Source organism: Nocardia brasiliensis (genome assembly GCF_042691675.1).
In the GTDB taxonomy this organism is placed as follows: Bacteria; Actinomycetota; Actinomycetes; order Mycobacteriales; family Mycobacteriaceae; genus Nocardia; species Nocardia brasiliensis_D.
In genome coordinates this window covers 7,826,622-7,846,305 of record NZ_CP170507.1, presented here as the reverse complement: position 1 = coordinate 7,846,305, position 19,684 = coordinate 7,826,622, and the positions used below count along the sequence as shown (strand labels likewise).

Here is a 19,684-nt window from a genome sequence, read left to right as displayed (position 1 = left end):
CGTTGTGCTCAGCCGCGCGGCCCGATGACCAGACGCGCCTTGCCTCGTGGAACCGTCGTGATGTTGCGCGTCTTCCCCCGCTCGGGCTCCGCCCCTTCCGGCAGTGAAAGCGCGTGCCGCACAAGAATTTCCCGCAACACAGTGGTGCCCTCCATCAGGGAGAAACCCGCACCGATGCAGCGCCGGACCCCGCCGCCGAAGGGCAGCCAGGTATTCGGCGCCACCTCGCCCGCGAGAAAGCGGTCCGGCCGGAAGACGGCGATATCGGGATAGTTCTCGGGGCTGCGATGCGCGAGCAGGATCGAGGTGTTGACCACCGTGCCCGCGGGCAGCCGCCGGCCGCCGATGGTCATGTCCCTGGTCAGTTTTCGGTTGGTCCCATTGATGACGACGTGCAGCCGCATCGCTTCCTTCATGACGGCTTCGAGGTACTTGTCGTCGCCGGTCCGCGCGGCCTCGGCGGCCTCTTGCTGAATATCCGGGTGCGCGGCGATCTCGTACAACGCCCAGGACAGCGCCGACGCGGTCGTCTCATGACCCGCGAGCAGCAGGGTGATGAGCTGGTCGCGCAGCTCGGCGTCGGTGAGCGGCGGGTCGTGATCGTCACCGGTGCCCGCGTGCAGCAGCCGGGACAGGACATCGGTGCGTTCGGCCAGATCGGGCGCGCGTCGTCGGCCCGCGATTTCGGCGTAGAGCAAGGCGTCGACCTCGTGCAGATTCGTGGCGAACCGTTTCCACGGGCCGATCCGGGCGAGCATGGCCGACTGGAAACCGAGGAAGACCAGTGGATTGAGGTTCACGATGTGCCGCAGCCGGGGCGTGAGTTCGGCGCGGGTCTGTTCGTCGGTGACCCCGAACACCACCTGCATGATCACCTCGAGGGTGAGCGCGTTCATCCGGTCGAGCGTGACCAGCGTCGAACCCGGTGTCCAGCGGCCGATCTCGGCGACGGCGATGTCGGCGACCAGGTCGCGGTACGCGCGTAGCGCAGCGCCGTTGAAGGCGGGCATCAGCAGCCGCCTGGCCCGCGCGTGTTCGTCCTCGTCGGTGAGTAGCAGGGAGTGCTGGCCCATGATGTGACCGAGGATCTGGTTGCCTTCGCCCGCGTGCAGGTCGCGCGGATTGCCCGCGAATATCTCCTTGATGTGTTCCGGCCGGGAAAACACGACGAAATGCTCGGCGAACGGCGGGATACGCAGCGTGAAGACGTCGCCGTACCGGCGCGCGAGCGCGGGCACGAACCGCTGCCGATCGACCTGGAAGAAGATGCTCTGCACGAAGGCGGGTAGTCGCGACCCCGGCGGATACGCGGCCGTCTCGTCACGCTCTCGGACGTCCTGTGCGGCCACGATGCCACCTCCGCGGGTAAGGGACGAACCTGTCGCTTACCACGCTAGGAGATGCGCACCGCGGAAGCTATGCATACGGCCGATCCGACGTCGAGACGGTGGCGATCGGCCGACTGCTAGGCGCCGGTGCTCGGGCGAAGCGTGGCGTACCAGTCGAGCAGGTCCGGGTTGTCGACCGCACTGCGCTCGACAACCCTGGCGGGGTCGGCACCCTGGAACAGCTTCTTGATGGGGACCTCGAGCTTCTTACCGGTGCGGGTGTGCGGAATCCCAGGGGCGATGAGGATTTCGTCCGGGACGTGCCGCGGCGAAACCTCGGTGCGAATGGTGGTGTTGATGCGGGTCTTCAGCTCGTCGGTGAGATCGGCGCCGGGAGCGAGGACGACGAACAGCGGCATCCAGTAGCCGCCGTCGGGCTGTTCGGCGCCGATGACCAGGGCTTCGGCGATCTCGGGGAGGGCTTCGACGGCCTGATAGATGTCGGCGCTGCCCATCCGGACGCCGTGCCGATTGAGGGTGGAATCGGAGCGGCCGTGCACCACGATGCTGTTCCGATCGGTGATGGTGATCCAGTCGCCGTGCCGCCAGATGCCGGGATACATGTCGAAATACGCTTCGTGATAACGCTTTCCGTCCGGGTCGTGCCAGAAGCGGACCGGCATGGACGGCATCGGCTCGGTGATGACGAGCTCGCCGACCTCGTTCCGGACCGGCTGACCCGTGCCGTCGAAGGCCTCGACCGCCGCGCCGAGGAAGCGGGCCGAGAGCTCGCCGGGCCAGGCCGGGACGGTGCGGACGCCCCCGAGAAAGGCCGAAACCACGTCGGTGCCACCACTGATCGAGTTGACCTGAACGTGCTCACCGGTGTTCTCGCCCAACCAGATCGCCGACGAGGTCGGTAGCGACGCGCCGGTGATGCCGACCGTGCGCAGTGCGGACAGGTCGTGATCGGCGCGCGGCACCGCACCCGCCTTGATGCAGGCGAGCACGTAGCCGGGACTGGTGCCCAGCACGGTGGCGCGGGTCTCGGCGGCGATGCGCCACAACGCGTCCGGGGCCGGATAGGTGGGGCTGCCGTCGTAGCAGACGATGGTCGCGCCGACCAGCAGACCGGCGATCTGGAAGTTCCACATCATCCAGCTCGGGCTGGTGTACCAGAAGAACGTATCGTCCGGGCCGATATCGGATTGCAGCGCCACGGCTTTGAGGTGCTCCAGTAATACGCCACCGTGTCCGTGCACGATGCCCTTCGGCAGGCCGGTGGTGCCGGAGGAGAACACGATCCACAGCGGATGATCGAAATCGACTGCCTCCGTGCTGATCACGGCGGGCGCGGCCTCGTCGTGCACGATCGCGTCCTGCCACGGCGTCGCGTCCGGTACGTCGAAGCCGAGCTGCGAGACGGCGATCGTGCCGCGCAGCGTGCCGAGACCGGCTTGCAGGGCGGCGATGTCGTCGCGCTTGTCGTGTGCCTTGCTGCCGAACCGGTAGCCGTCGGCGGTGATCAGCACGGTGGGTTCCAGCTGGCCGAGCCGATCCAGCGCGGCCTTGGGGGAGTAGTCCTGGCCGCACGCGCTCCAGACCGCGCCGATGCTGGCGGTCGCCAGGAACGCGATGACCGCCTGCGGAATATTGGGCAGATAGCCGACCACTCGATCACCGGCCCGCACCCCCATTGATCGCAACGTACGGGCCAATGCCGTCGAGTAGTCGATCAATTCGACCCAGGACACCTCGCGCGCGGGCGCGTCCTCGGCGACCGCGATGATCGCGGGCCGATCGGTGCGGAATTGGCGAACGATCTGGTCGACATAGTTCAGTCGAGTACCGGGAAACCACTGTGCGCCAGGCATTTCGACGGAGGCCAGTACCTCGCCCGCCACTTCGCCGAGCTCGAAATAATCCCACACCGCATGCCAGAAACCGGCGATGTCATCGACGGACCATTGCCACAACGCGGCATAGTCCGGCGCGGCGACCCCGGTGCGCGCCTCGACGAACCTCGCGAAGTCGGTGATCCTGGCGTCGGCGATATCCTGCTCGGTCGGCACCCACTGTGGTTGCACCGCATTCCTCCTGGCTGTTCGAACTGGTGGTCAGGCGCGCTCGGCGCGCCGCACGATCTGCTCGGCATGCCGCAGCACCGGGGCATCGACCATGCGGCCCTCGAAGGCGAACACGCCACGGTGCTTCGGCACTTCGCCGAGTACCCGGCGGGCGAAATCCAACTCCGCCGCCGAGGGGGTATACGCGGCGCGAATGACCGCCACCTGGCTGGGGTGGATGGCGACCTTCGCGTCGAATCCGACGGCGACCGCGTCCAGCGCTTCGGCGCGCAGACCGTCGAGATCGCGGATGTCCAGATACACCGAGTCGAGCGCGAACTTGCCGTAGGCCTTGGCCGCGAGCAGCGTGGTCGACCGAACATGCCGCGCCACGTCGCGGTAACTGCCGTCGGCGTGCCTGCTGGCGTTGCCGCCGAGCCCGGCGACGAGATCCTCGGCACCCCACATCACGCCGATAGCGTTGTGCGCCTGGACCGCTCGGCCGACCGTGAGCGCACCGAGCGGTGACTCGATCAGCGCGATCACCTCGTACTCGGCCAGCGCTGTGATCTGTTCGGCGGCTTCACATTTCGGCAGCATGACGCACCGATACCCGGTGTCGGCCAGTGCGGCCAGGTCGAGGGCGTGCTCGTCGGTGCCCGCCGCGTTGATCCGGACCACCGTGGCCGCGGGATCCAAAGGCGTTTCGATGAGTGCCTTGCGCGCCGCCACTTTGTCCCCGGCCGCGACCCCGTCCTCGAGATCGAGGATCACCACATCGGCGGCCGCGGCGGCCTTCGCGTAGCGTTCCGGCCGATCCGCGGGACAGAACAACCACGCTGACCCCGGCATCTCCCAGGTCATGGCTGTCCGGATTCGGGTCGTAGGCGGATCATGGCGTTGCGGACGGCTACCGCGACGACGGTGCCGTGCTGGTTGCGGGCGGTATGGCGGAAGGTGACGATGCCCGTACCAGGCCTGCTCTTGGAGACGCGCTTGTTCAGGACGACGGTTTCGGCGTAGATGGTGTCGCCGTGGAACAGTGGCGCCGGGAAGTTCACCTCGGTGAAGCCGAGATTGGCGACGGTGGTGCCCTGGGTCAGATGTGCCACGGCGAGGCCGACCATGGTGCCGAGGGTGAACAGCGAGTTGACCAGGCGCTGATGGAACGGCTCCTGGGCCTCGCTGTAGGCCGCGTCGATGTGCAGCCCCTGCGGATTCATGGTCAGCGTGCTGAACAGGACGTTGTCGGTCTCGGTCATGGTGCGGCCGGGTCGGTGCTGGTAGAGCACGTCGGTTTCGAGTTCCTCGAACCACAGGCCGGTCTGCACGACCCGCCGCAAGCCATCGGTGGTCTCATTCACAAGCCCAGCTCCCGTCCGATCAGCATCAACTGCACCTCCGTTGTGCCCTCACCGATTTCGAGGATCTTGCTGTCCCGGTAGTGCCGGGCCACCGGGTATTCGTTCATGAATCCGTAGCCGCCGAAGATCTGGGTGGCGTCGCGGGCATTGTCCATGGCGGCCTCGCTGGCCACCAGCTTGGCGATGGACGCCTGCTTCTTGAACGGCTTGCCCGCCAGCATCAGTGCCGCAGCGTCATAGTAGGCGGTGCGGGCCGTGTGGGCCCGCGCCTCCATTCTGCCGATCTTGAAGGCGATGGCCTGATTACGGCCGATGGCCTGGCCGAACGCCTCGCGTTCCTTGGCGTAGCGCACGCTCTCGTCGACGCAGCCCTGCGCCGCGCCGACCGCGAGCGCCGCGATGGCGACGCGGCCCTCGTCCAGGATGCGCAGGAAGTTGGCGTAGCCGCGGCCGCGCTCGCCGAGCAGGTTCTCCGCCGGCACCCGCACGTCGGTGAAGCTGAGCGGGTGCGTGTCCGAGGCGTTCCAGCCGACCTTGTTGTAGGCGGGTTCGGCGACGAAGCCGGGGGTGTCGGTGGGCACCAGGATGGTGGAGATCTCCTTCTTGCCACCGGTCTGGCCGGTCACCGCCGTCACCGTCACCAAGGTGGTGATGTCGGTGCCGGAATTGGTGATGAACTGCTTGCTGCCGTTGATGATCCATTCGCCGCCGTCGGCCACCGCGGTGGTCCTGGTGCCGCCCGCGTCGCTGCCCGCACCCGGCTCGGTGAGCCCGAACGCGGCCAGCGAACGCCCACTGGTCAGCTGCGGCAGCCATTCCAGCTTCTGCTTGTCGTTGCCGAAGCGGTAGATGGGCATCGCGCCGAGGGAGACACCGGCCTCCAGCGTGATGGCCACGCTCTGGTCGATCTTGCCGAGCTCCTCCAGCGCCAGGCACAGCGCGAAGTAGTCGCCGCCCATGCCGCCGTACTCCTCGGGGAACGGCAGCCCGAACAGGCCCATCTCGGCCATGCCGGAAACCACCTCGTACGGAAAGGTGTGCTTCGCGTCGTGCTCGGCGGCCACCGGCGCGACCACCGACTGCGCGAAATCGCGCACCGTCAAAGCGAGATCGCGGTACTCCTGCGGCAGGGTGCCGGTGGATAGGAAGTCGGTCATGCTGGGTTTCCTTCTCGCTCGGCGGAATTCGAGGATTGTTCGGTGCCCTCGTCGTTCCGGCGCAGGCCGGAATCGGGTGCTGACGCGGGCTCTTCGAGGGCGGGCGTCGCGACAATGCGGGCGAGCACTTGATCGAGGCGCACCTGCGTGCCGGGGGTGACCAATATTTCGACGGTCCCGGCGATCGGAGCAGCGAGCGAATGCTCCATCTTCATCGCCTCCACGATGACGACCGGATCGCCCGCCGCCACGGTGGCGCCGCTGGACACCGGCACCGCGATCACCGAACCCGGCATCGGGCTGTGGATTTCGGCATCACCGATGTGTTCGGCGGAGCCGCGCACGCTCGCCTCCGCCATCTCGCGCAGCATCGCGCTGCCCGCGGGTCCGGCCAGCCACAATTGCCCGTCGTATTCGGCGACCCGGTACTCGTGCCTGACGCCGTCCAACGTCAGGGACAGCACGTTGTTGTCGAAAGAGGCCGTGAGCGAGACGGATTCGCCCTCGCCGATTCGTGCCGTCGCGTCGTTCGGCGTGCCGGTGAGGTACACGTGCTCGACCCGGTCGCCACCGGTCAACCGGATGGCGGTCGGTGCCGCGGTGCCGATGCGCCAGCCGGAAGGGATGTGCCACGGATCGCCCGGCGTCGCGGGCCAGCGCCGCAGCCAGCGGTAAGCGGCCGCGGCCAGGAACATCTCGTCGCCGACCGGGGTGGGCTGGAAGTCGGCGACCCGGCGATCGAGCAGCCCGGTATCCAGTTGTCCTGCCGCGACATTCGGGTCCGCCAGCAGGAAGCGCAGGAATTCGATATTGCTGGTTACCCCGAGCAGAACCGTATCGCCCAGTGCCCGATCGAGTTTCGCGATCGCGGCGGTGCGGTCGGCGCCGTGCGCGATGACCTTCGACAGCATCGGGTCGTAGTCGCTGCCGACCACGGTGCCGACCCGCAATCCCGAATCCACCCGGATCCCGGTGCCTTCGGGCTCGGACAGGTCGAGCACCGTACCGCCGGTGGGCAGGAACCCACGACCGGGATCCTCGGCGTACACCCTGGCCTCGATGGCGTGCCCGATCATCCGGATCTCGTCCTGCTCCACCGCGAGCTTCTGCCCGGCCGCGACACGGACCTGGCATTCCACCAGATCGATGCCGGTGACCAGCTCGGTGACCGGATGTTCCACCTGCAGGCGGGTGTTCATCTCCATGAAGAAGAACTCGTCCGGCCGGTCGGCGGAGACGATGAATTCGACGGTGCCCGCGCCGACATAGTCGACACTGCGCGCGGTATTGCAGGCGGCCGCGCCGATCCTGGCCCGCGTCGCCGCGTCGAGCAGCGGCGACGGTGCCTCCTCGATCACCTTCTGGTGCCTGCGCTGCAGGCTGCATTCGCGTTCGCCCAGGTGCAGCACATTGCCGAACTGGTCGGCGAGAACCTGCACCTCGATGTGCCGCGGGCGGGTGACGAAGCGCTCCAGGAACAGCGTGTCGTCACCGAACGCCGCCGCGGCCTCGCGCCGCGCACTGACCAGCGCGTCCGGCAGCTGGGCGGGATCCTCGACCAGCCGCATGCCCTTGCCGCCACCACCGGCGGAGGGCTTGACCAGCACCGGGTAGCCGATCTCCCGCGCCGCGGTGATCAGGTCGGCATCGGTCAGACCGGGCCTGGCGATGCCGGGCACCACCGGGACGTTGAACGCGGAAACGGTGTTCTTCGCCGCGATCTTGTCACCCATGATCTCGATCGCCCGGGGTGGCGGGCCGAGGAAGACGATGCCCGCATCCGCGAGCGCCGCGGCGAAAGCGGCGTTCTCGGACAGGAATCCGTACCCGGGATGCACCGCTTGCGCGCCGGTCCGCACGGCGGCGGCGACCACCTTGTCGATCGCCAGGTAGCTCTCGCGGGCGGGGGCCGGGCCCAACCGCACCGCGGTGTCGGCTTCGTGCACATGCCTGGCGTCGGAATCGGCATCGCTGTAGACCGCGACCGAGCGAATGCCCATGGCGCGCAGGGTGCGGATGACACGCACCGCGATCTCGCCGCGGTTGGCGACGAGAACGGTGTCGAACCCGACGGGATGAGATTTGTTCAGCATCGCGCGCTCCTCCGCCTCGCTGGCGCTCGGCTCCGTCGTGCGCGATTGCGCACTGTGTCTATGGTTCACTCGCTGACGCTCGCTCTCACATCCGGAAGACGCCGTAGGAAACGGGCTCGAGCGGCGCTTGCGCGCACACCGAAAGGGCAAGCCCGAGGACAGTTCTGGTGTCGGCGGGATCGATCACGCCGTCGTCCCAGAGACGGGCCGTCGAGTAGTAGGGGTTGCCTTGGCGTTCGTACTGCTCACGGATCGGCGCCTTGAACGCCTCCTCGTCCGCGGTCGACCACGGCTGCCCTGAACTGTCGAGCTGATCGCCGCGCACCGTCGACAGGACGGAGGCGGCCTGCTCGCCGCCCATCACCGAGATCCGGGCATTGGGCCACATCCACAGGAAGCGCGGCGAATACGCGCGCCCGCACATCGAATAGTTGCCCGCGCCATACGAACCGCCGATCACCACGGTCAGCTTCGGTACCCGTGCGCAGGCCACCGCGGTGACCATCTTGGCGCCGTGCTTGGCGATGCCGCCCGCCTCGTAGTCGCGACCGACCATGAACCCGGTGATGTTCTGCAGGAACAGCAGCGGGATCTTGCGCTTGTCGCAGAGCTCGATGAAATGCGCGCCCTTCATGGCGGATTCGCTGAACAGCACGCCATTGTTGGCGACGATGCCGACCGGGTGGCCGTGGATGTGCGCGAAACCGGTCACCAGGGTCTTGCCGTACTCGGCCTTGAATTCGTGGAAGCCGCTGTCGCCGTGCGGGTCACCGTCGACGAGCCGGTGGATCACCTCGCGGACGTCGTACGGGGTGCGCAGGTCGACCGGCACCACGTCGTACAACTCCGCCTCCGGCGCGGCGGGCCGCGCTGTCGGCCGTACCTCCCACGGGGCCGTTGGACGCGGGCCGAGGGTGGCGACGATGCGCCGGACGATGCGCAACGCATCCAGGTCGTCCTCGGCCAGGTGATCGGTGACACCCGAAGTACGCGAATGCAATTCGCCGCCGCCGAGTTCCTCCGCGGTAACCACCTCTCCGGTCGCCGCCTTCACCAGCGGGGGGCCGCCGAGGAAGATCGTGCCCTGGTTACGCACGATCACCGCTTCGTCGCTCATCGCGGGCACATACGCGCCGCCCGCGGTGCAGGAGCCCAGCACCGCGGCGATCTGCGGAATTCCCTTGGCGCTCATGGTCGCCTGGTTGTAGAAGATGCGCCCGAAGTGCTCCCGGTCCGGGAACACCTCGTCCTGCTCGGGCAGGTAGGCGCCGCCGGAATCGACCAGATACAGGCAGGGCAACTGATTCTGCAGCGCGATCTCCTGGGCGCGCAGATGCTTCTTCACCGTCATCGGGTAGTAGGTGCCGCCCTTGACGGTGGCGTCGTTGGCCACGATCACGCACTCGCGGCCGGACACCCGCCCGATCCCGGTGATGATCCCGGCGCCGGGGGATTCGTCGCCGTACATCCCGGTCGCGGCCAGTGGCGACAGTTCGAGGAACGGACTGCCGGGGTCGAGCAGCCGGTCTACCCGCTGGCGCGGCAGCAGCTTGCCCCGCGCGACGTGGCGGTCCCGTGCCTTTGCCGGGCCGCCGAGCGCGGCTTTGGCCAGCCGGGCGGTCAGGTCGTCGACCAGCGCCTTGTGGGCGACACGGTTGTCGACGGCCTCTTCGGTAACGGTCATCACTTGATCCTCTGGGTCAGGTTCGCGAAGCGACTCGATGAGGGGTGGTGGTCGGGCGACGGGCGGGCCAGTTAGTCGCCGATAACTGGAATCCAGGTTAATCTTGGTTAACCGAGATGTCCAGGAGGCGAAAGGAGCGCGTGTGACCAGCATCGATTCCGGCACGCTCACCCGCCGTGAACAGCTGAAGGCGCAGCGACGGCAGCAACTCCTCGATGCCGGCGCCCGGCTCATCGCCGACCGCGGCTTCCTCGGCATGCGACTGGACGACCTCGGCGCGGCCGTCGGCATCAGCGGGCCCGCCGTCTACCGCCATTTCCCGAACAAGGAAGCGTTGCTGGTGGAACTGCTCGTCGGGGTCAGCCAGCGACTGCTCGACGGCGGTAAGGCGGTGGTGGCGAGCACGTCCGCCGCGGCCGAGGCGCTGGCCGGTCTCGTCGACTTCCATCTGGACTTCGCGCTCGGTGATCCGGAATTGATCCGCATCCAGGACCGAGATCTCGAGAATGTTCCGGCCGCCGCCCGGCGGGAGCTGCGCCGCACCCAGCGCCAGTACGTGGAAATCTGGGTCACGGTGCTGCGCGAGCTGCACCCGGACCTACCCGAGGAGGCGGCGCGGGTACAGGCACACGCCGCCTTCGGCCTGATCAACTCCACCCCGCACAGTGCGACCACGGCGACCGCCGCACGCGCCCGGCCCATCCTGCGCCGGATGGCGCTCTCCGCTCTGGGGTGACAGGCCGCCTCGGGTGGAGCGCTCGCTCATCGAGCGCTCCACCCGCCGTCCATCGTGTAGGAGGCGCCGGTCACCATGCTCGCGTGCGCCGAGGTCAGCCAACCCACCAGTGCCGCAACCTCTTCCGGCTCGACCAGGCGCTTGATCGCGCTCTCGGTGAGCAGAATCTTCGCCAGTACCTCCTGCTCGGGGATGTCGTGTGCCTTGGCCTGGTCGGCGATCTGCTTGTCCACCAACGGCGTTCGGACGTAGCCCGGGCTGACGCAGTTGCTGGTGACGCCGTGTCGGCCGCCCTCCAGCGCGGTGACCTTGGACAACCCTTCCAGTCCGTGCTTGGCCGTCACGTAGGCGGCCTTGTATTCCGATGCCCGGATCCCGTGTACCGACGAGATATTGATGATCCGGCCGAAGCCGTTGCGGTACATGTGCGGCAGGGCGGCACGGATGAGCAGGAACGGCGCCTCGACCATGAGGGTGAGCAGGTTCCGGAACTGCTGCGGGGCGAAGTCCTCCAGCGGGCTGATGCTCTGCACGCCCGCGTTGTTCACCAGGATGTCCACCTCGAGCTCGAGCTGTTCCAGCGCCTCGACGTCGAGTAGATCTACCGCCCAGGACTTTCCGCCGAGTTCGCGGGCCAGCGCCTTGGCGCCGACGTCGTCGATGTCGGCGATGGTGACCAGCGCGCCCCGCGCGGACAGTTCGCGCGCGCAGGCCGCGCCGATGCCACTGGCACCGCCGGTGATCAGGGCGGAACGTCCGGTCAGGCTCGTCATTTGGCAACCGCCGTGGCGGGGCGGGCGGCCAGGCTTTCGGCATCGGCGAGGTCGACGGTTTCCAAATCCAGACCTTTCGTTTCGCGGGCGAAGCAGACGGCGATCACGGTGACGCCCGCGGCAATGGCCAGGTATATGGCGATGGGCACCGCGGACTTGTAGGTGTTGAGCAACCGGACGGCGATGATCGGCGCCAGCGATCCGGCCACGATCGAGGTGACCTGATAACCAAGGGACACACCGGAATACCGCATCCGGGTCGGGAACATCTCGGCCATGATCGCGGGCTGCCCCGCGTACATCAGCGCGTGGAAAACCAGGCCGATGATGATGGCGAACATGATGACCGCGTTGTGCCCGCTGTCCATCATCGGGAAGGCGAAGAACCCCCAGGTGCCCGCGGTCAGCGCGCCGACCAGGTACACCGGACGCCTGCCGTAGCGATCGGACAGTTGCCCGGCCAGCGGAATCATCAGGAAATGCACGGCGTGCGCGGCGAGCAGCCACCAGAGAATGACTTTGGTGTCGACGTGCACCTGCACCTTGAGGTAGGTGATGGTGAAGGTGACCACCAGGTAGTACAGGATGTTCTCGCCGAAGCGCAGTCCCATGGCGGTGATCACGCCGCGCGGGTACCGCTTGACCACCTCGACGACGCTCAGCGATGTCGCCTTGATCTGCTCCACTTCCTGTTGCGCGGCAACGAAAATGGGCGCATCGGTGACCTTCGTGCGGATGTAGTAGCCGACCAGCACGACGACGGCGGACAACCAGAAGGCCACGCGCCAACCCCAACTGAGGAAGGCCGCGTCCGACAGCCAGGTGGTCAGCGTCAACAGCACCCCGGTCGCCAGCAGGTTCCCCATCGGCACACCCGCCTGCGGCCAACTCGCCCAGAATCCGCGACTGCGACTCGGACTGTGTTCGGCCACCAGCAGAACCGCGCCGCCCCACTCACCGCCGACCGCGAAGCCCTGGATGAAGCGCAGGGTGACCAAGAGCGCGGGCGCCCAGTAACCGATCTGACCGAATGTGGGCAGGCAGCCCATCAGAAACGTGGAGGCGCCCACCAGGATCAGGCTGAACTGCAACAGTTTCTTGCGCCCGTACTTGTCGCCGAAATGCCCGAAGACGATGCCACCCAACGGGCGTGCGGCGAAGCCGACCGCGTAGGTGACGAAGGCGGCGAGGATCGCGTCCAGATCGCTGGTGCCCTTGGCGAAGAACACCTTGCTGAACACCAGCGTCGCGGCGGTGCCGTAGAGGAAGAACTCATACCATTCGACGACCGTGCCCGCCATCGACGCGGCCACCACTCGTCTCAGGCCGGTCGGCACCCCGCCGGGCTCGCCGCCCGTCGGCCACAATGCACTACGCACGCTCATCGAACTCTCCTTCGTGCCAGGGGTCACATCAAGATATGGATGTGACGGCCCCCACAAATCTCGGCTGCAACGAAGTATTAGTGCAGATGGGTGCGACCGCAATGACTACTTGTGCAGTACCTATCTGCGAGAATGCACATATGGGCGGAGTGCCAGCGGGATCCGGTCGCCGACCGAGCGCGGATGACCTGCTGGTTCTGCTGGCGGTCGGCCGATCCGGGCGCTTCGTGTCGGCGGCCGAGGAACTCGGCATCAACCACACGACCATTTCCCGGCGCATCGCCGCGCTCGAGCACAGCCTGGGCGGGCGGGTGCTGACGCGCGCCGCGGGCGGCTGGGAGCTCACCGATCTGGGGCGTGAGGCGTTGGCGGCCGCCGAGGTCGTCGAGTCGGCGGTCACCTCCCTCGCTGCCGACACCAGTGGAAATCGGGTGCTCCAAGGGGTGGTGCGGATTTCGGCGACCGACGGTTTCAGCGCCTACCTGGCCGCCCCGGCGGCCGCCGAGGTGCAACGGCAACATCCCAAGATCGCCGTCGAAATCGTCGCCACGACAAGACGTGCCTCCACCCAGCGTTCGGGCCTGGATCTCGAAGTGGTCGTCGGGGAGCCACAAGTCCACCGTGCCACGGCGTTCCGGCTCTCCGACTACTGTCTCGGCCTCTACGGTTCTCGCGACTATCTGCGCGAACACGGAACCCCGGCGAGCATCGAGGATCTCGCGCAGCATCCGTTGGTCTACTTCATCGACTCGATGCTCCAGGTGGACGACCTGGATCTGGCGTCGAGCTTCGCCCCCGCCATGCGCGAATCCGTCACCTCTACCAACGTTTTCGTGCATGTCGAGGCAACCCGAGCCGCGGCGGGTATCGGCTTGCTGCCGTGTTTCATGGCCGACCGGCACGCCGACCTGACCCGAGTGCTCGCCGCCGAGGTTTCGGTCAAGCTCGCCTATTGGCTGGTGGCCCGTGCGGAAACCCTTCGCCGGCCAGAAGTCGCCGCGTTCGTGGACGCCCTCCGCGCGAAGGTCGGCGACCAGCGCGCCGCCCTGCTCGGCCTGCTCGGCTGACCGCGGACCGGGGTCAGCCGACCTGGATTTCGATCGGGGCGATCGGGAGGTGCGGCCGGTCGGTGGTGACGGTGACGCTGATCCGACCAGGGCCGGTGGGGACGTTGACGAAGACGGTGGCGGGCGGCTGGTTCCACGCGGTGTTGTCGGAAATCGGCGCCGGGACCGTACCGGCGGCGCCGGTGTCGAGGTTGCGCCAGTTCGCGAACACGGTGACGCCGCAGGGGCTGCCGAAGGTCGGGGTGGCCTTTACCCAGCTCAGGCCGAAGCGGGCGGAGCCGGGGCCGTCGGCGGAGATGCCGGATTGCAGCTGGCCGACGCAGACATCGCCGAGCGAGTACATGACACCGAAGCTGGCGCTCGGCGGGGCGGCGGACGCGGGTGCGGCGCAGACGGTGACGGCACCGAGAAGTGCGGATACGGCGATTGTGTTGCGCAGAAGCGACTTTCGGTACTGCATATGTTCACATCCTCGTCTGTGGGGTCGAGTGCTGTGCTGATGTACCGCTGGTGGGCGACATTGTAGAGCCGCGAGGGCGCGATTCGTCAACCCCTTATGTCGCCATTCCCCCTGCTCCATCGCACGTTTCAAGCGCGGTCATGGACCAGCTTGGGAAATAACCACTCGCACGAGTCGACTGGTGCGGACTATTGCGCGGAGCCAGCGGTGAGGTGGCCGTCCACCATGCGGTAGACGGCGTCCATCCGGTGCAGGTGGGCGCGGTCGTGGGTGACCAGGAGGGTGGCGGCGTCGTGCTCGCGGACGACGGTGAGGATCAGATCGATGACGGCCGCACCGCGTTCGGTGTCCAATGCGCTGGTCGGCTCGTCGATGACCAGCAGCGCGGGATCGTTCATCAGGGCGCGGGCGATATTGACGCGTTGGCGTTGCCCGCCGGAGAGTTGGGCGGGACGTTTCGCGTGCTGGTCGGCGAGACCGACCGAGTCGAGGAGTCGCATTGCCTTGGCGTGCGTTTCGCGGCGCCGACGCGCAGAGGTGAACAGGCGCTGGCCGAGATGAGCCATCACCTCGAGCTGTTCGACCGCGGTCAACGCGGGCACCAGGTTCGGTTGCTGGAAGACGATGCCGATGGACGAGCGGCGCAGCGCGGCGGCTTCGCGGCGACCGATGGTAGCGAGATCGGCATTGCCACTGGGTGTTTCGAGGCTGATCCGGCCGAAGTCCGGGCGGATCAGGGTCGACGCGACCGCGAGCAGGCTGGACTTGCCGGAGCCGGAGGGTCCGGTGATGGCGGCGATGCTGCCACCGGTGACGCGCAGGCTCACCCGGTCCAGCGCGGTGAGCCGATCCGTGCCATCGGGGTAGGTGAGGGTCACATCGTCGACGGTGAGCGCGGTGGTCGTGCGAGTCGCGGTAAGCATGTTCTCGAAAACTCCTATGGGGCAATGCTTGTCGGTAGGTGGGCGGCTGCTCAACGACCAGCGCCCAGTGCGGTCAGTGGATCGGTGGTGAAGAGGAAACGCAGCGCGAAGGCCGCACCGAACAAGCCGAGCACGATCAGCGCCGCAGCGGGCAACAGCGTGGTCGCCGGACTCAACACGAACGGCAGCGCGTCGCCGAGGAAAGCCGCTGCGGCAACGGTGATTCCGAGCCCGACGGCGACCCCGGCCGTCAGCACGATCGCGGCCTGGGCGAGTGCGTCGCGGACCAGCGAACCGGAGGTGGCGCCGAGTGCTTTGAGGGTGGCGATATCCGGCATCCGCTGCACTGTCCACACGGTGAAGAACGCACCGATCACCAGCGCCGAGATGGCGAACAGCAGCACCGTCATCAGCGTCAGCGAGCCGTTCTCGGCCTGGTACGAGCTGAGCGCCGACAACGCGCCGGACACGCTGGTGGTCTGCGTGTGCGCCTCGGCGTTCACCACTTGCGGATTCGGCACGCCGGACACCGCGAGCACGGTCGCCGCGCCGGAGCGCGGGCTCATCGCCTGCCAGTCGGCCAGCGTCGTCCAGACCACCGGTGTGTGGCTGTACCAGTCGTCTCCCCGCACGGCGGCAACGGTGAAGGTGCGGCCTGCGATGGTGACGGAATCGCCTGCCGCGGCGCCGAGATCCTTGGCCGCGCCGGTGCTGAGCACCACGGTGCCGTCCTCGGTTGCCGAACGGTTGCCAAATGCCGTTCCGGTCGTGCCGAAGAACGCGACCTGTACCGGGGCCCGGCCGCTCGGATCGACCCTGCCGTGGCTGATGCCGATGGGATCGACGGTGCCGCTCGGACCCGCCGCCGACCGCCAGGTGGCGACCTGCGCCGCGGTCAGCGTCGAGGCGTCGAACGACGGCGCGGCGCCGGTGTCGGCGAAAACGACCGTGTCACCGGGGAACGATTCCACCGCCGAGATGTTCTGGTGCGCGAGCCCGGCCGTGAGCCCGCTCAGGAAACTCACCAGCAATGCCACCAGCGTGACGACCATGGTGATGAGCAGGAAGCGGCCGCGGGCGGCGCGCAGGTCTCGCAGTGCTACGAACATGCCTCCACCCTTCCGCCCGACCGGCCCGCGGCCATCGCGCGCGAGAAGGAAAGGAGCACCATCGAAGGGTGGGTGGCGTTTTACACCTTTCGATGGATGCCGCCGAGGTAGCCGCACATAAGCTGACAAGGTGCACTCGTCACCGCTCACGCCCGTCTTCACCGCGCTGCGGCTCGGCCTGCATGTGCTGGTGACGGCACTGGCGGTGGTGATCGCCGTCCGCGCGCTGCTGCCCGGCGCGGCGCATCCGATCCCGGTTGTCGCGTTGACGGCGGGCTTTCTGGTGACGTACTTCGCCGGTGCCGTGCTGAGCGCGCGCCGCGGTGGCCTCGCGATCTGGTTGACGGCGCTGACGGTGTGGTGGCTCGGCCTCGTCCTGCTCGCCCCCGACGCCGGTTACCTGGCCTTCGGCCTGTTCTTCCTCTATCTACATCTGCTTCCGCGCCCATGGAGTCTGGTCGCGGTGGCCGTGGCCACGGCGATCGCGGTGGTCGGTTTCGGCGCGCACCGGGGCTGGTCGGCGGCGGGTGTGATCGGTCCGATCCTCGGCGCGGCCGTTGCCGTCGGTATCGGCCTCGGCTACCAGGCCTTGTTCCGCGAGTCCGCCGAACGCCAGCGGCTGATCGATGAATTACTCAGTACCCGAGCGGTACTCGCTGATCAGGAGCGCACCGCGGGCAAGCTGTCCGAGCGCGAGCGCCTGGCGCAGGAGATCCACGACACGGTCGCCCAAGGTTTGAGCAGCATCCAGCTGCTCCTGCACGCGGCTGAGCAGTCGGCCCCGGATCATCCAGCGCTGCAACAGATCCGGTTGGCGAGGGAGACGGCGGCGGAGAACCTTGCCGAAACCCGAAGGCTCATCGCGGAACTGGCTCCGGCAGCGTTGGAAGGCCAGTCACTTGCCCAAGCGCTGGAGCGCATCTGCTTGCGCGCCGACGCCCCCGGCCTCGCCACCCAGCTGGTGGTGGAGGGCACACCGGAGCGGCTGCCGATGCCGGTGGAGGCGGCGCTGGTGCGCATCGCCCAAGGCGCGGTCGCGAATGTGGTGCAGCACGCGCACGCCGCCCGAATGCGTCTGACGCTGACCTACGCCGACGCCGAGGTCCTGCTCGACGTGGTGGACGACGGAGTCGGCATCGCCCCCGATGTCCTCGACCGTGCGCCATCGGGTTCCTTCGGACTGGCCGCCATGCGGTCGCGCGTGGAGCAGCAGGGCGGCACCATGACGGTGGAATCGGAGCCGGGACATACCGCGGTCACCGTCTCCTTCCCCCTCGAAACCGCCGCAACCGAACCGGATTCGGCACGACCAGGGGAGCACGCATGATCCGCCTGCTGCTGGCCGACGATCACGCCATCGTCCGCGCGGGCCTGCGCGCGCTGCTCGACGGTGGCGACGACATCACCGTTGTCGGCGACGTGCCCACCGGCGAGGCGGCGGTCGCGTTCTGCGCCACGACGCCGGTGGATCTGGTGCTGATGGACCTGAGCTTCGGCCCAGGCCGCTCCGGCGCGGACGCCACCGCCGAACTGCGTGCCCTCCCGCAGCCGCCGAATGTCCTGGTGGTCACCAACTACGACACCGACGCCGACATCCTCGGCGCCATCGAAGCGGGCGCCTGCGGCTACATCCTGAAGGACACCCCGCCGACCGAGCTGCTCGCCGCCGTCCGCTCGGCGGCCGCGGGTGAGAGCGTGCTGTCACCCGCGGTCGCCTCGAAGCTGATGACCAGGGTGCGGCGTGCCGATACCACCTTGAGCCCGCGCGAAATCGAAGTGCTGCGGTTGGTCGCCGACGGACGATCCAACCGTGAGATCGCCAAGCAGCTGTTCCTCAGCGAAACCACCGTCAAATCCCATCTGGTGCACATCTACGCGAAACTCGGTGTGCGATCGCGCACCTCGGCGGTCGCGCGCGCCCGCGAGCAAGGGGCGATCTGAGCTACCCGGTCCAGCGGAAGCGGCGTGCCCGGGTGGCAACTGGCGCAGGCGTGCTCGCCGAACTCGCGACATGCGTCTCCCGGCACCCCGTCCAGCCGCCTGCCAGCCCCTAGGGTGAGGCAATGGCTTCCCTCTCGGATCCTCAGGTGCGCGAGTTCCTCTCCCACGGCACGCGGACGGGCAAGGTGGCGTTCGTCGCCGCCGACGGTCGACCGGTGGTGACTCCGGTCTGGTTCGTACTCGACGGTGACGAGCTGGTGTTCAACACCGGCAAGACCACCGCCAAGGGCAAGGCGTTCGCACGCGACGGTCGCATCGCCGTGTGCGTCGACGTCGAGGGCATGCCCTACCCCTCCGTGCAGTTGCAGGGCACCGTCACCCTGTCCGAGGATCCCGACGAACTACTGCGCACGGCCACCGAGATCGGCGGCCGCTACATGGGCGCCGACCGCGCCGAGGAATTCGGCAAGCGCAACGGGGTGCCCGGCGAGCTCGTCGTGCGCCTGCGGCCGACCAAGGTGATCGCGCACTTCGACGCGACGGCCTGACCCGGATCCGGCGAGCAGGCCGCCATACACTCAGCCGCATGACCGTGCACTTCATCGGGGCCGGGCCGGGCGCGGCCGACCTGTTGACCGTGCGCGCGGTCACCCTGCTCCGCACTTCCCCGGTGTGCCTGTACGCGGGTACCTACCTGGACCCGGACGTGCTCGCGCACTGCGCGCCCGACGCCGAACTGATCGACACCCAGCGCCTCGACCTCGACCAGATCACCGAACACCTGGTGCGCGCCGACAATTCCGGCAAGGACGTGGCCCGGCTGTGTTCCGGTGACCCGTCGCTCTATTCGGCACTCACCGAGCAGACCCGCAGGCTGGACGCGCACGGCGTCGCGTGGGATGTCACCCCCGGCGTCCCCGCCTACGCCGCGGCGGCGGCCCTGCTCGGCACCGAACTCACCGTTCCCGAGGTCGTGCAGTCGGTCGTGCTGACCCGCACCCAGGCCCGCTCGACCGCCATGCCGGACGGCGAAGCCCTGGCCGACTTCGCGAGCACCGGCGCCACACTTGTGCTGCACCTGGCGATCACGCACATCCGAACGCTGGCCGCCGAGCTCGTCGCCGACTACGGCCAGGACTGTCCGGTCGCCGTCGTCTACCGCGCCAGCCAGCCCGACCAGCTGATCCTGCGCGGCACCCTCGCCGACATCGCCGATCAGGTCGAGGCCGCGGGTCTGCGGCAGGCCGCGGTCATCCTGGTCGGCCGCGCCTTGTCCGGCACGGTGTCGTGTGCGCAATCCCACCTCTACGACCCGGCTCGCGTCCGCCATCAGTGACCCGCCGCACCGCCCACATTGCGCATCGCGCAGGATGTGAGGTCTGCAACATGAGGCGAGCAAATCACTCCCAGCTCCGCTGCCTGTGATGATGTCGGTTCGCTATCGAGATTGGTTGGTTCGGCGCGTACGACGACGGTAGATTGGTCCGGTGATCTGCAGCGAGATTCCCGGCATTGCCGGTCGGTGGGTAGTGGGCGCGGTCGCGCCTATGTAACAAGGTCACCCTGGCGGACAGATAGTGCCAATGAGCTTTTTTGCC

Annotated in this window: 18 protein-coding genes; 6 read left to right on the top strand and 12 right to left on the bottom strand. The window is 67.9% G+C overall.

Features of this window, described 5'->3' with window-relative positions:
• Window positions 1–8: 8 nt before the first annotated feature.
• The 7 genes from ACFK0J_RS36020 to ACFK0J_RS35990 form a co-directional block, all read right to left on the bottom strand.
• Window positions 9–1,349: a cytochrome P450 gene (locus tag ACFK0J_RS36020; protein WP_378734166.1), complete on the bottom strand. Its 1,341-nt coding sequence runs from the start codon at window positions 1,347–1,349 to the stop codon at window positions 9–11.
• A 116-nt stretch (window positions 1,350–1,465) separates the two neighbouring features.
• Window positions 1,466–3,415: an acetoacetate--CoA ligase gene (locus tag ACFK0J_RS36015; protein WP_378734165.1), complete on the bottom strand. Its 1,950-nt coding sequence runs from the start codon at window positions 3,413–3,415 to the stop codon at window positions 1,466–1,468.
• Between the two features lie 30 nt (window positions 3,416–3,445).
• Window positions 3,446–4,258: an HpcH/HpaI aldolase/citrate lyase family protein gene (locus ACFK0J_RS36010; RefSeq protein ID WP_378734164.1), complete on the bottom strand. Its 813-nt coding sequence runs from the start codon at window positions 4,256–4,258 to the stop codon at window positions 3,446–3,448.
• The gene (locus ACFK0J_RS36005) at window positions 4,255–4,758 is read right to left on the bottom strand and encodes a MaoC family dehydratase (RefSeq protein ID WP_378734163.1); all 504 of its coding nucleotides are present in this window, start codon (window positions 4,756–4,758) and stop codon (window positions 4,255–4,257) included. Before ACFK0J_RS36005 ends, ACFK0J_RS36010 begins: the two co-directional genes overlap by 4 nt.
• Entirely contained in the window at window positions 4,755–5,915 is a 1,161-nt protein-coding gene (locus tag ACFK0J_RS36000) for an acyl-CoA dehydrogenase family protein (protein ID WP_378734162.1), read from the bottom strand. Before ACFK0J_RS36000 ends, ACFK0J_RS36005 begins: the two co-directional genes overlap by 4 nt.
• Window positions 5,912–8,008, bottom strand: coding sequence for an acetyl/propionyl/methylcrotonyl-CoA carboxylase subunit alpha (locus ACFK0J_RS35995; protein WP_378734161.1), 2,097 nt, complete (start codon window positions 8,006–8,008; stop codon window positions 5,912–5,914). Before ACFK0J_RS35995 ends, ACFK0J_RS36000 begins: the two co-directional genes overlap by 4 nt.
• An 85-nt stretch (window positions 8,009–8,093) precedes the next feature.
• A complete protein-coding gene (locus tag ACFK0J_RS35990) occupies window positions 8,094–9,692 on the bottom strand; it encodes a carboxyl transferase domain-containing protein (protein WP_378734160.1) in 1,599 nt (532 codons plus the stop codon).
• A gap of 142 nt (window positions 9,693–9,834) precedes the next feature.
• Between ACFK0J_RS35990 and ACFK0J_RS35985 the strand changes: the two genes are divergently transcribed.
• Window positions 9,835–10,428 carry a TetR/AcrR family transcriptional regulator gene (locus ACFK0J_RS35985; RefSeq protein WP_378734159.1) on the top strand — a complete coding sequence of 198 codons (594 nt, stop codon included), beginning with the start codon at window positions 9,835–9,837 and terminating at the stop codon, window positions 10,426–10,428.
• Between the two features lie 26 nt (window positions 10,429–10,454).
• On the opposite strand, the gene ACFK0J_RS35980 is transcribed toward ACFK0J_RS35985, so the two are convergent.
• Window positions 10,455–11,201 carry a 3-hydroxybutyrate dehydrogenase gene (locus tag ACFK0J_RS35980; protein WP_378734158.1) on the bottom strand — a complete coding sequence of 249 codons (747 nt, stop codon included), beginning with the start codon at window positions 11,199–11,201 and terminating at the stop codon, window positions 10,455–10,457.
• Window positions 11,198–12,586 (bottom strand): MFS transporter, encoded by a 1,389-nt coding sequence (locus ACFK0J_RS35975; protein WP_378734157.1) that lies wholly within the window; start codon window positions 12,584–12,586, stop codon window positions 11,198–11,200. Before ACFK0J_RS35975 ends, ACFK0J_RS35980 begins: the two co-directional genes overlap by 4 nt.
• 140 nt (window positions 12,587–12,726) lie before the next feature.
• Between ACFK0J_RS35975 and ACFK0J_RS35970 the strand changes: the two genes are divergently transcribed.
• Entirely contained in the window at window positions 12,727–13,653 is a 927-nt protein-coding gene (locus ACFK0J_RS35970) for a LysR family transcriptional regulator (RefSeq protein ID WP_378734156.1), read from the top strand.
• 13 nt (window positions 13,654–13,666) lie between these two features.
• Here the strand turns inward: ACFK0J_RS35970 and ACFK0J_RS35965 are convergent, their stop codons facing one another.
• From ACFK0J_RS35965 to ACFK0J_RS35955, 3 genes are all read right to left on the bottom strand, one after another.
• Window positions 13,667–14,113: a hypothetical protein gene (locus ACFK0J_RS35965; RefSeq protein WP_378734155.1), complete on the bottom strand. Its 447-nt coding sequence runs from the start codon at window positions 14,111–14,113 to the stop codon at window positions 13,667–13,669.
• Between the two features lie 188 nt (window positions 14,114–14,301).
• The gene (locus tag ACFK0J_RS35960) at window positions 14,302–15,036 is read right to left on the bottom strand and encodes an ABC transporter ATP-binding protein (protein WP_378734154.1); all 735 of its coding nucleotides are present in this window, start codon (window positions 15,034–15,036) and stop codon (window positions 14,302–14,304) included.
• A 50-nt stretch (window positions 15,037–15,086) separates the two neighbouring features.
• Window positions 15,087–16,145: an ABC transporter permease gene (locus tag ACFK0J_RS35955; RefSeq protein ID WP_378734153.1), complete on the bottom strand. Its 1,059-nt coding sequence runs from the start codon at window positions 16,143–16,145 to the stop codon at window positions 15,087–15,089.
• Window positions 16,146–16,275: 130 nt separating this feature from the next.
• Here ACFK0J_RS35955 and ACFK0J_RS35950 point away from each other — a divergent pair, with 130 nt between their 5' ends.
• The 4 genes from ACFK0J_RS35950 to cobM all read left to right on the top strand — a co-directional run bounded on the left by ACFK0J_RS35950 (window position 16,276) and on the right by cobM (window position 19,422).
• Window positions 16,276–17,472: a sensor histidine kinase gene (locus ACFK0J_RS35950; RefSeq protein WP_378734152.1), complete on the top strand. Its 1,197-nt coding sequence runs from the start codon at window positions 16,276–16,278 to the stop codon at window positions 17,470–17,472.
• Window positions 17,469–18,086 (top strand): LuxR C-terminal-related transcriptional regulator, encoded by a 618-nt coding sequence (locus ACFK0J_RS35945; RefSeq protein ID WP_378734151.1) that lies wholly within the window; start codon window positions 17,469–17,471, stop codon window positions 18,084–18,086. Before ACFK0J_RS35950 ends, ACFK0J_RS35945 begins: the two co-directional genes overlap by 4 nt.
• Window positions 18,087–18,208: 122 nt before the next feature.
• Window positions 18,209–18,634 (top strand): PPOX class F420-dependent oxidoreductase, encoded by a 426-nt coding sequence (locus tag ACFK0J_RS35940; protein WP_378734150.1) that lies wholly within the window; start codon window positions 18,209–18,211, stop codon window positions 18,632–18,634.
• 38 nt (window positions 18,635–18,672) lie between these two features.
• On the top strand, window positions 18,673–19,422 hold the full coding sequence (gene cobM / locus ACFK0J_RS35935) for a precorrin-4 C(11)-methyltransferase (protein ID WP_378734149.1): 750 nt from the start codon (window positions 18,673–18,675) through the stop codon (window positions 19,420–19,422).
• The last annotated feature ends 262 nt before the right edge of the window (window positions 19,423–19,684 follow it).